Raw genomic sequence first — 11,904 nt, 5'->3', positions numbered from 1 at the left:
CACAAAATAAGTAATTTTGGGCTCTTTTATATGATTTTTGATATATAGAATTGATTTTTGAGTATTTGATGGAATATTGAAAATACATGACAATCGATGGCTATGTATAAATATGACTCTATCGACCAAACCCTTGTAGATCAACGGGTTGCCCAATTTAGGGACCAGGTTGCCCGGCGCTTGGATGGCAGCTTGGCTGAGGAAGAATTCCGCCCCCTAAGACTGCAAAATGGCTTGTATCACCAACGCCATGCCTACATGCTGCGCGTTGCCATTCCCTATGGTTTATTTAGTGCAAAGCAATTACGCACCTTGGCACTCATCTCTGAAAAGTATGACCGTGGTTATGGCCACTTCACTACACGTCAGAATATTCAATACAACTGGGTAACACTAGAAGAGACTCCAGATATTTTGGCCGAACTTGCCAAAGTAGAAATGCATGCCATTCAAACTTCAGGCAACTGCATTCGTAATATTACGAGCGATGCCTTTGCTGGTGTAGCTGGTGATGAATATGTTGATACTCGTCCGATTTGCGAGCTACTACGTCAGTGGTCAACCCTTCATCCAGAGTTTGCACACCTGCCACGTAAGTTTAAGTTTGCAGTGAATGGCGCTAAAGAAGATCGCACTGTATTGCTTTGTCATGACGTCGGTATTGAGCTAAAGAAAAATCCCAATGTTAATAATGGAGAATTAACTGCGGACATCTATGCTGGTGGTGGTATGGGTCGTACGCCAATCCTAGGCTCACTCATTAAGCAAGATTTACCATGGAATGTTCTGCCTAGCTACCTTACTGCCCTACTGCGCGTATATAACCGCTTTGGCAGAAGAGATAACCTCTATAAAGCTCGCATCAAGATCTTAGTAAAAGCCTTGGGTCCAGAAGAGTTTGCTCGCCAAGTTGAAGGTGAATGGGCTCATATTCAAAATAGCGATGACAACTTTACACAAGCGGAGTGGGATCGCGTTGCTAAGCATTTTACAAAGCCAGCTTACAAAACATTACCTGCATTAAGTAACGAAGAAGTCATTCATACTGCCGCCCAAACTGAGCAAGCAGCATTTGCTCGTTGGCTAGAGCGTAATGTCAAACCACATCAAGTACCTGGTTATGCAAGCGTGATTCTATCGCTCAAGCCGCACGGTACAGTTGCTCCTGGTGATGCTACGACTGCGCAAATGCTTGCGATTGCAGATTTATCCGATCAGTATAGTTTTGGTGAATTACGTGCTACTCATGAACAAAACTTGGTACTTGCTGATGTTGAGCAAGCTAAGCTATATGAGCTCTGGCAAGAGGCCAAGAAGCAAAAAGTAGCTCTACCAAACGTAGGTTTGCTGACTGACATCATTGCGTGTCCTGGTGGTGATTTCTGCTCATTGGCAAATGCTAAATCTTTGCCTATTGCCAAAGCGATTCAAGAGCGCTTTGATGATTTGGATTACTTATTTGATTTAGGCGACATTAGCCTGAACATCTCTGGATGCATTAACTCCTGCGGCCACCATCACGTTGGTAATATCGGCGTACTCGGTGTCGATAAAGACGGTGAAGAGTGGTATCAAATCACCTTAGGTGGTGAGCAAGGTAATGATGCCTCTATTGGTAAGGTTATTGGCCCTTCTTTCTATGCTGATGAAATCCCAGATGTCATCACCAATGTGATCAACACCTACGTGGCACAGCGCAATGAGAATGAATCTTTTATTGAGACCTATCGCCGTTTAGGAGTTACTCCATTTAAAGAAGCGGCCTATAAAGATAAAGGCAAAGATAAAAACGAAGCTGCTAAGAAAAAAGAGCAGGCCGAGAAAGCAAACGACGGGGGTGCGGCATGAGTCAACTGAATATTGCATCCCATTCAGAAATTTTGCATTTTCCTAAAGACGGAAAGCCTACCTTTGCCCCTAATGAATGGCAAGTTTGGAGTGGGAGCCAGGATGAGGGTGGCTTGCCAGATCTAGAGCATGGTGCTCATAAGGTTTTAGTGCCATTTACTTGGTGGCTAGAGCATCACCATGAAGCCGATATCCAAGGTCTTGCTAATAATGGTCAAATTGGTGTTTGGTTTGCTACTGATGATGACATTCTGAAACATGCTGATGTAATTGAGGCTGGTAAAAAGATCTGGCCTCTCGTGGCAGCGCACTTTCCCATCTTTAGAGATGGCCGCAGTTTTAGTACCGCAGCCCTACTAAGAAATCGCTTTGCTTGGGAAGGGGGGATTCGTGCCATTGGTGACGTATTAATTGACCAGCTTTTACAAGGCGCTCGTGTTGGTTTTGATAGCTTTGCTTTACGCCCTGATCAAAACTTAGACGTCGCTTTGAAGCAGTTTGATTTGTTCACAGTTACAACTCAGAATAGTTGGCGCGGCATCAGAACCACACGCACAAAACTCAGCGCTTAAGCGCCCAAAAAGTAAATATCATGACCCAGACAATAAATAAGACAACTAATACCCCTGGAAAGGTGTATTTAGTTGGCGCTGGGCCTGGTGCAGTGGATTTGATCACCGTTCGGGGTGCCAAGCTTTTAGAGAAAGCAGACATTGTTTTCTACGATGCCTTGGTTGACCCAGAGATGTTAGAGCTATGCCCACAAGCAATTCAGGTAGCTGTTGGTAAACGCTGCGGCAAACTCTCTTCTGCGCAGCAGTTCATTAACAAGCGCTTAGTAGATGCCGCTCAGAAACACCAAGTGATTGTGCGTCTCAAAGGTGGCGACCCGATGCTCTTTGGTCGTGCTGATGAGGAAATTCAGAGTCTTAAGGATGCCGGCATTGCAGTTGAAGTAGTGCCCGGAATTACTGCAGCATTGGCTGGTGCAGCCAGCATTCAACAGTCACTAACCTTACGCGGTGTATCACGGAGCGTGGCCTTTATTACTCTTGCGCAAGGTACTGAAAATATCACTCCAGGACAAGCCCTACAGCCACTATCGAATCCGAATGCAGACACTCTGGTGTATTACATGGGCCGCAAAGATGCAGCACTCATTGCTCAGCAATTAATTGAGAAAAGCCTCAATCAAAATAGCAACACTCCAGTACAAATATTGGAGGCTGTAAGCACCCCACGTGAGCGCTTATGGACTAGCACCCTAGAGGAATTAGCTGCAGGAAAAGCAGATCAATGGTTTGACAGTAGCTCGCCTGCGCTCATCATGATTGGCGAGGCTCTAGGAGAAAAAGCGCAAAGAGCCGAGAACTCAGAGCGCCCCAGCTCCGAAGTCGACAATCGCTTGCAGGACGGCCAAATCCTCACCAACGGCAGGCGTCGCGCTTAATTGTATGTCGGGAAATTTACCCCGGCATTCTTCCAGGAGTACTGGAAAATCATTTCGTAGATGACCACCCTGACCAAAGAAAACGGGCACTACAGTAATTTGAGTGGCGCCACCGCCCGCCAAAGAAGCTACCGCCTCTTCTAATGATGGCTGCATCATTTCTAAGAAAGCAAGCTCCACTGGGATATCAGCATGCTGAGCACGCCACAATCCAGCCAAGCGATCAAAAGGCTCACGCCAGCGGCTATCTCTTGCTCCGTGCCCAAATAAGATAATGGCTTTCATGGATGGCTATAAACTCTCAGTAATGAATAGTTAAAAATCAATAATCAATAGTTTTAGGGTGAATTCACCTGCTAGCTTAACCTTATTTTCAAGATTGCATCTATGACTGCCTTACTTAGCCAAACTTGGTTTATCGCCCTGATGAGTGTCACGCTTATTGGAGCCGTTCTTGCTGCAGTTCATCATGCAGAAGTCATTGCTCATAGAACGGGTGAACCCTATGGCACCCTAGTGCTCTCTATCAGCGTCACGATTATTGAGGTTTCCCTCATTATCTCCATGATGCTGACTGGCCATGAAGGCTCTCAATTTATTGCACGTGATGCTGTATTTGCAACTGTGATGATTGTGATTAATGGCGTGATTGGGCTGTGCATCTTTGTTGGTGGACTCACTCATCACGAGATGACCTTTCGCAATGAAGGTACCAATTCAGCATTGGCAGTACTAACTGCTCTTGCAACCTTTATTTTGGTCATGCCAATTGTTACTATAAGTACGCCCGGGCCAGATTTCACTAAGAGCCAGCTAGCATTTGCAGGAATTGCCTCATTTGCCCTCTATATTGCATTCCTCTTCTTCCAGACAGTCAGTCATCGCGACTATTACCTACCAACTGCAGAAGATAAGAAAACAGACATTAATTTTCATGCACTAAAGCCAAGTAATTCAAAGACAGCAATTAGCGCGCTATTGCTTTTGCTTTCTCTTGTTACGGTAGTAGGTCTTGCAGAGTTACTAAGCCCCGCAATTGAGAGGGGCGTTGAGGCTGCTGGTGCACCTAAAACCATTGTTGGCATTGCCATTGCTCTTTTGGTGCTTCTGCCAGAAGGCTTTGCAGCCGTTAGAGCCGCTAAGGCCAATCGATTACAAAGTAGCTTGAACTTAGCTCTAGGTTCGGCTTTGGCTAGTATCGGCCTAACTATCCCTACGGTGGCAGCTATTGCGATCTTCTTTAATCTGCCCCTGAGTTTAGGGATAAGCGATCTCAATATGACGCTGATGTATTTGTCATTCTTTATTGGGGCGTTAACGCTTGCAATTGGTAGAACGACCCTCTTACAAGGTGTAGTTCATATCATCATCTTTTTAGAATACCTGTTCTTAAGCTTGGTACCATAATAAGAAATTAGCTAAGAGAGATCAAAGTCATCTAGAATGCATAGGTAGCTTTGCTTCACACATCATCTGTAATTTGAATTGACTCATAGGCAGTTAAATGATGGTCATTCTGTTTAAAGTATTTTTTCACTCACTTAGAGTTTTGAATGTTTCAATCGGCGATGTAATGGATGACAGGCCATTGAGAAAATAGAAATATAAAGCGGCACTCTCAATGACTTAAACTGCTTCGAATTTATTGGGTATTTTTTCACGTTGATCGAATTTACCAAACGAATATAGGACAGTCCTAAGATATCCAAAAAAGTCTTCAAGAAAACTCATGACGCGCTCAAATTCAGAAAAGAATCAGACATTGATATAGAGTTTGTCACTAACTTATTTATATGAGTTTTTGACTCACCGATTAAATTATTACTCACAACCACTCACAACCACTTAAATTGCCCGACAAAGGGAATTTTCCCAGGAAATAATCAGTAGGATTTTCCAACAATAGGTTAAAGAAAAACGGAATTAGGGTTTTGACTCGCCAGCAGCCTTAAAAGCAGTATCTAATTTTTGAGCCGAGAAAGTAAACCTATCCCTCAAAGAAGTTATTGGTTGCTCAAAAAAACTTGTGAGTAAAAAAGAAAGGGAAATGGTAAGCACCCAATAAAGAGCATAGATTGCATAACCAGATTGAAATAATTGCTTACCAAAAAAAGCAGAGCTAAAGTCAACAACAATTGGAAGAATGTAACCCTGAACTGGGCTTAAATTTAATAAATACATTGAATAAGAAATAACACTGATGAATGTGATTGATTTAACAATGATGCCTCCCTGAATTTTCATTTGAGATAAAGCCGGTAAAAGCATAAGTGTTGCTATAGGTGTAATAGTGAGATAAAAATAATTGAGATAGATTCCGTGTGTTGGTTCATAGTAATACTTATCAAAAGAAAAAATTAAGAACCCTATTAGCAATAATTTTAATGGGTGTTTTTTCCAGATCGATGGATAGTAGAGACTCAAAAATGCCCCAAGAACCCCATACATAATGCTGTCCATCCTAGTAACTACTAATTTTCTGAAATTTACATCCCAATTATTAATATCAGAATATCCAAATTTATAAGCGTGGTACCAGCGAGTAAATGTAACGAGAGCTATTAAAGACACAATCACGATTATTGTTACTTTTTTAGCGCTAAATTTTGTACTCCCCAACAAAAAGTAAAGTAATAGCGGAACAATTAAATAGAACCACTCCTCCACTGAGAGACTCCAGGACTCTGAGAAAAAATATATTTGTGGACTCATAAAATTTTGACAAAAGTAAAGGTACTCCGGCCAACCTTTTGGCAATGGTCCGGCCGTATATCTCCATGCAAATATTAAAAATATAAGCACAAGAAAATAGCTTGGTAGAGCTCTAAACCAACGCCTTAGCCAAAAATTGACAAGCGGTTCATAAGTGATTTAATCATATTTTTACTTTGATTTTGTGATTTCAAAGTAAGGTTTGTAATTAATGAACGAATAGCTTCATTAGTTTGAATAGATGCTCTTCTGGATAAGGAGGCGAACATTAAGTTAAGTGCTATCTCTTGGGCATAAAGCATTTCCTCTAGCTTGGATAAGCCCCCCCTTCTTAATAGCCTGAACAGACTCTCAAATAACCCCTCTTGCGTATTCCATATCTATTTGCGTACACACCGCAATAGAATAGCCATCAATGACCATGGCACCCATAGTCTTGGCATCCAGCATATATTCGGTAGCCTCTCGCTCTATGTAGGCACCCCTATTTTGAGGAAGACTAATTTGTATTTCTTTCTTATCTTTGGGAGACATTACCAACCCACTTAATAGATGGTATCTCTAGATGGTTTTCGTTAGACTGAGTAAATGAAGATACAAAAGTGATCTTGATAGTTCCATTAGGTGGAGTAAGTGAGGCGGTCTCTACTACGCTAGAAGGATTAATCAACCCATTGATAAAATCTTGAGGCTGAATAAAAACCTCAATCTTGAGCCCCCCTTTATTCGTATCCGCTTCTAGCATCTCTGCAACCTTCAAAAGAACCAGCATCATAATTGAGATGCTTATCCAAATCCTTCCAAGCAATTGCATACCAGCTTGCTTTATTTGGTCTATGCCCTTTGACTGTTTCATAAATAAAGCCAGCCTCAATCAACCCTCTTTTCGCCCCCCGTATAACATCGGCACTTTTCTATCCTCTTTTACATAAATACACATTCAATCCATATTACTCACATCTCCCATTGTTAGCTACAGAATGCAAAAAACCCCTGAAGACTTTTATCTTCAAGGGTTTTTGTTGGGTGCTATGCATCTGTAACACTAAATAGGTGGCGAATCTATCATTCAAGTATCGCAACCATGAACGAATCCAGAGAGCCTACTCCATGCGATTACATTTGCTAACGCTCTCCACGGCTAGCAAATAAATGATTTAAGAATAATAAAATAGAAGATTTTTGATCTAACTATTTTATAAGGAAATTTTAAAAAACGTTTTTAATGCCCAGTACGTTTAAAAAGGTTTTATATAAAATTTTAAAATCTATCATGATGGAGCGAGATCGAACATAGCCCAAATCCAATAGAATTGTCTCTTCCTTTGTTAGAGTGTCGCGGCCAGTGCATTTAGACCAGCAAGTAATGCCAGGCTTAACAGATAGATATTCATCCCTATAAGGGCCATATAAATTCATGACTTCGGGTATTTCTGGTCGAGGTCCAACAAGTGACATACTGCCCATAACTACATTTAAAAAATTAGGTAGCTCGTCGATGCTTGTCTTCCTAGTAAATCTCCCTACTTTAGTAACCCTTGGATCCTCGGCAAAATGAAAATGAAAATTTAAATCATTTTGACCGGAGTAGTCATACAACCTAGGGAATAGTTTCCGGGAATTAGAATACATCCCTCGCAGTTTAATCATGGTAAATAATTTGCCATTATGCCCCACCCTTTTTTGAAAAAATATAGGACTTCCTGGGGAATCTATGCGAATGGCAAAAATTGCAATGATTATTATCGGGAGCGAAATAAGAAATAATAAAATGCCAAAAATTAAATCAAATAGCCGCTTCGTAAATTTATAAAGCAATGTGTCCTGTTTCATTAATTTTCTTTATTTTCGAACTTAATTTTACTGAACTCTGCTAGCCAGAGTCTCATAGACTCCAAGCCATGTTCGAGTTTAGTTGTTGCAGTCCAGCCAAGCAAGCTTTGAGCACGGCTGCAATCCAAAACCATCCTATCAATATCAAACTTTCTACCAGGCCTGTACTCGATATTTGCAGAAACCCCAAGCAAACTTTCTAATTTTTTAAGCAGCTCCCTCAGAGATATGCCGACACCACTGCCGATATTGACTAGGCTTGACTGTTCAGATTTTATTGCAAGTAATGCCGCCTTTACAACATCACCTACATAAACATAATCTCTAATAACGGAGCCATCCCCCCAAATAACAATTTTGTCATTTGTCAGCATCTTGTGCATAAATACTCCAATAGCACCCTGCATCTTTCGAGGATCTTGTCTTGGTCCATAGGGATTAGAAATTCTTAAAATTGAATAATTCAGGCCATGTAATCGCCAATACATTTGAATGTATTTTTCAAAAGCTAGCTTTACTATTCCATAAGAACAAATTGGGAATGTGGGATGCTCCTCTGATATTAATGGTTCATTTGATTCACCATATACAGTACCACCCGATGAAAAATAGATAAATTTTTTGACATTAAAACGGACACATAAGTCTAGTAACGCCACAGACTCAATTAAATTAGTTGTGATGTCGAACAATGGGTCAATATTTGACGTACCTGGCAGTGTAGTGGAAACCAAATGGATCACCACATCTATTTCTTTTTCTTCAAAAATGCTGGTCAATTCACCACGATTTCCGAAATCCGCCTCAATAAAATGAATTGCCGAGGGGGTATTCCGATACCGCTCTTTTGCAACATCAATTGATGTAACGGAATGTCCTTCACTTATTAGCTCATCGATAAGATGTCCGCCCAGAAAACCACTACCACCGAGTACAAGAATATTCATATTAGCTCTTGATCCAATAAGACTTATTGGTTGTCATTCTAAGCTTTAAAAATTTGGGGATAAATCGCTGCATGCGACCAACTTGATAGGCAAAATAACGAATAAAGTTCTTAAAAACAACGGCCGGAAAGGGGAACCTATGATTAAGACTTTTTAAATAGCTGTATTCTGAAAAAACAAATCTTAAACCCTCTCCGTTTGCACCCTTGTATTTGTCAAGCAACCAAAGATTAAAACTATGAAACGCCCCAACATCAAAATATCGAGAAAATTCCTGTGAAGCAGAGTAGTTATGAGAGTGAACTACCTCCGCAACGGGAGAATATGCAACCAACCATCCCAAATCAACCATTCTGGCCACAGCCAAACTATCTTCGGCAAATAAAGTTCCATTAGGAAAGAACCCAATCTCCTCCATAGCACTACGCCTATAAACAGCAAAGGAATTAGAACAAAAAATAGTTTTTATTCCGTATTGATCGATATTAGCTTGACCCTTGAGTATGAATTTATCACCTGGAGGATAATTAAATAGCCTAGCATGCGCCGCAAATGCACTAGCCCCTTGTGATGCTACTTGACGACCATAGCAAGCACCACACCTAGGGCTTTCCAATATCGGAGACAATAAATTTTCAAAAGAGTATTGGTTAATCGGAATCGCATCTTGAGTCAAGAATATATAAAAATCAGTCTGAAATTTTTGGAAAGCGATATTTCTTGTCCCACCATGATCAAATTCTAACCCTGGAATTTCCAACACCTCAATATTGGCATTTCTAAATTGTTCAACAGAACCATCGGTTGAGCCCGAGTCAATAATTAAAATATGATCAGGCCGAATGGTCTGTGAAGCAATAGACTCCACCAACCTGGCAGCAAAAGGCCCAGGGTTAAGAGTTGGAATACAAAGAGCGAAACTATAGGTCAAGAGGCACCAAAATTATTTTCAAAAATATTAAATATTTTATCATCAAAATAATAAATAGAGAATTAAAAAATTCTATTAATTATATTTTTGATTTATCACCCCCAAGATAAATAAATATAAAAATTTGGAATACCACTGGTAGATAAAATAATAAATTGGTGAAGAAAGATAGAGCAACCACTTGGAATATTACAATGTAGCAAAAGAAATTATATATATTATTGCCAGAAATTTTTTTGATATATGCATACAAAAACAAAAGGATTGAAAATGAAATAAACATTCCAAGCCACCCAAAAGACATATAACCAGCTAAGAAGTACGTTCCCATGTTCAAATTTGGATTAATTAATTGCACCTCCTCAAATCCATTGAATTCAGCATAAATTTCATAATATGATTTAATGAATGAGGGAACTAGTTGCGATAAAAAGGTAAAGACGTCACCGTTAGGGATTGAATAATTTATGTTCAATAGCAAATTACTTAATGGAGATACTACATAAATATATGGCCAGTACAAAAAGGCATAGGAAGGGTCAGCATCAGCATCAATAAATGATGTAATTATTTCGTCACCCGTTCGAAGATTACCCATGACCCAGAAAAATAATAGCCCAATTAAAAGCATCAATATTGATATTGATCCTAATTTTAACTTTGACTTTTTACTTAATAGAATCCAAGTCAGAAATATTTGAATACCCAATGAAAATAATAGCTGTCTTGAAAGAAGAATAAATGGATATGTAAATATTAAAATTAAAGCTAATCTGGAATGTCTCAATTTTTGATCATTAAAAATGATCTTATATAGAAATATAGTTGATAAACTCAAATAACATGCATTAATTAAGCCTTGCAAACCTTTTATTCCATAATCATTGTATTCTAAGTATGGTAATCCGAAAATCTTTAAAAACGGGTATTCAAATTTGAAGTAAAAAGATGAAAAAATAAAGCCAATCAGAAATATGACTAAAATAATAATTTCTCTATTTGAGGAAATTAACTTATCTATTTTTGGAAATCGGTATCTATCGTATTTTATGCAATATAGATTATCAATAAATATAAAAATAATCATTGATAACAACAACAAAATTATGAATGTAATATTTGGCTGAAGGGTTATATTTGTATCAAAAATAAACTCAAGAGAAATGGCAATTAACCATGTCAACGAATATGTAAATGAAGCAAGCATACAGTTATTTCAATATTTTATGAAAATAATAGGACAGATAATTATTAATCCTATATATATGGTAAATTGATCTCATAAAACCTCCAATCATTATTTCCAAAGGGAATAATTCTTTTTTGTTTTTTTCCAAGCGATTAATTAAAATCTTATACCTAAGACACGAAAGTGTTAAAAAAATCTTTTGCACTCCATTAAAGGAATTGAGATGCAAAATTTCAGCTTTTAACCTCATCTTGTAGTGCATTGCCTTGTGGACTTTAGAAATAGGTCTGCACGAGTTACTAGAATGAATTCTATATTCCGATACTTTTATGGGCAAAAAATCAAAAGCATCTTCTAGGATGATTCGCAAAAAAATTTCTCTGTCTTCGGTAGCCCCAGTTTCTGTATACAAACCAAGACTATGTTCACCAAAAAAAATTTCTCTTTTAAATATGACTACTGGCCCAGGCAAAACCCAATTCATCAGCAGCTCATTAGCTATTTTTTTATGAGAACAATAGGCATATTTATCAGATTTCCTAAAGTCAAATAACCCACTCGGAGATATCTCTTTAGAATTCTCATCTATTATCTTGCAATCTGAAATTAAAGCTAAACATTTACTTTTCTCTTTGCAATAATTTACCCTCTCCATCAATGCGCCTGGAATTAATTTATCATCACTTGCAAGAGGAATAATAAATTTCCCTAAAGAATTTTTTATTAAATCATTAATAGTAACGGCCAAGCCCCTATTTTCCTGACTACCTAATGAGAAGCTCTTGAAACATGAATTATTTTCCAAACGCCATTTATTTGCCACCTCAAGAGTTTTATCAACTGAACCATCATCCATTATCAATACCTCTATATTTGGATAAGAATCCTTTTTAATACTCTCCAAGCATTCCTCTATATATTTTTCATGATTAAAGCAGGGGATGATAATGCTAACTAAGGGAAACTCTTCTTGGTTTAATTTAATCATAATTTA

The 11,904-nt window shown here is 38.8% G+C and carries 13 protein-coding genes; 4 read left to right on the top strand and 9 right to left on the bottom strand.

The genetic code is table 11. The annotated features are described in order from the left end of the window. Positions 1–102: 102 nt before the first annotated feature. The 3 genes from ICN20_RS05920 to cobA are packed head-to-tail and all read left to right on the top strand — an operon-like array spanning position 103 to position 3,298. On the top strand, positions 103–1,848 hold the full coding sequence (locus ICN20_RS05920; protein WP_216240314.1) for a nitrite/sulfite reductase: 1,746 nt from the start codon (positions 103–105) through the stop codon (positions 1,846–1,848). Next, on the top strand, positions 1,845–2,420 hold the full coding sequence (locus ICN20_RS05915) for a DUF934 domain-containing protein (RefSeq protein ID WP_216238758.1): 576 nt from the start codon (positions 1,845–1,847) through the stop codon (positions 2,418–2,420). Before ICN20_RS05920 ends, ICN20_RS05915 begins: the two co-directional genes overlap by 4 nt. A gap of 20 nt (positions 2,421–2,440) precedes the next feature. Continuing rightward, positions 2,441–3,298, top strand: coding sequence for a uroporphyrinogen-III C-methyltransferase (cobA, locus tag ICN20_RS05910; RefSeq protein ID WP_216238757.1), 858 nt, complete (start codon positions 2,441–2,443; stop codon positions 3,296–3,298). On the opposite strand, the gene ICN20_RS05905 is transcribed toward cobA, so the two are convergent. Then, entirely contained in the window at positions 3,221–3,583 is a 363-nt protein-coding gene (locus ICN20_RS05905) for a sirohydrochlorin chelatase (RefSeq protein ID WP_216238756.1), read from the bottom strand. The genes cobA and ICN20_RS05905 overlap by 78 nt on opposite strands. Before the next feature lie 102 nt (positions 3,584–3,685). Between ICN20_RS05905 and ICN20_RS05900 the strand changes: the two genes are divergently transcribed. After that, complete coding sequence (locus ICN20_RS05900; protein WP_216860190.1) at positions 3,686–4,705, top strand: calcium:proton antiporter; 1,020 nt, start codon at positions 3,686–3,688, stop codon at positions 4,703–4,705. Between the two features lie 516 nt (positions 4,706–5,221). On the opposite strand, the gene ICN20_RS05895 is transcribed toward ICN20_RS05900, so the two are convergent. The 8 genes from ICN20_RS05895 to ICN20_RS05860 form a co-directional block, all read right to left on the bottom strand. Beyond that, on the bottom strand, positions 5,222–6,169 hold the full coding sequence (locus tag ICN20_RS05895; protein WP_370624559.1) for an acyltransferase family protein: 948 nt from the start codon (positions 6,167–6,169) through the stop codon (positions 5,222–5,224). Positions 6,170–6,361: 192 nt separating this feature from the next. Continuing rightward, entirely contained in the window at positions 6,362–6,544 is a 183-nt protein-coding gene (locus ICN20_RS05890; protein ID WP_216238754.1) for a hypothetical protein, read from the bottom strand. Continuing rightward, a complete protein-coding gene (locus ICN20_RS05885) occupies positions 6,528–6,785 on the bottom strand; it encodes a hypothetical protein (RefSeq protein ID WP_216238753.1) in 258 nt (85 codons plus the stop codon). The genes ICN20_RS05890 and ICN20_RS05885 overlap by 17 nt, the downstream gene beginning before the upstream one ends. A 434-nt stretch (positions 6,786–7,219) precedes the next feature. Continuing rightward, positions 7,220–7,843 (bottom strand): sugar transferase, encoded by a 624-nt coding sequence (locus tag ICN20_RS05880; protein ID WP_216238751.1) that lies wholly within the window; start codon positions 7,841–7,843, stop codon positions 7,220–7,222. Next, entirely contained in the window at positions 7,843–8,790 is a 948-nt protein-coding gene (locus tag ICN20_RS05875; RefSeq protein ID WP_216238749.1) for an NAD-dependent epimerase/dehydratase family protein, read from the bottom strand. The genes ICN20_RS05880 and ICN20_RS05875 overlap by 1 nt, the downstream gene beginning before the upstream one ends. A gap of 1 nt (position 8,791) precedes the next feature. Beyond that, on the bottom strand, positions 8,792–9,721 hold the full coding sequence (locus ICN20_RS05870) for a glycosyltransferase family 2 protein (protein WP_216238747.1): 930 nt from the start codon (positions 9,719–9,721) through the stop codon (positions 8,792–8,794). A gap of 79 nt (positions 9,722–9,800) precedes the next feature. Next, complete coding sequence (locus ICN20_RS05865; protein ID WP_216238746.1) at positions 9,801–10,904, bottom strand: O-antigen polymerase; 1,104 nt, start codon at positions 10,902–10,904, stop codon at positions 9,801–9,803. Between the two features lie 28 nt (positions 10,905–10,932). After that, on the bottom strand, positions 10,933–11,898 hold the full coding sequence (locus tag ICN20_RS05860) for a glycosyltransferase (protein WP_216238744.1): 966 nt from the start codon (positions 11,896–11,898) through the stop codon (positions 10,933–10,935). Positions 11,899–11,904: the final 6 nt, after the last annotated feature.

It is taken from the genome of Polynucleobacter sp. JS-Polo-80-F4 (genome assembly GCF_018881965.1).
Lineage (GTDB): Bacteria > Pseudomonadota > Gammaproteobacteria > Burkholderiales > Burkholderiaceae > Polynucleobacter.
Note: the sequence above shows the minus strand (reverse complement) of the source record. Positions and strands in the feature narration are given on the sequence as shown.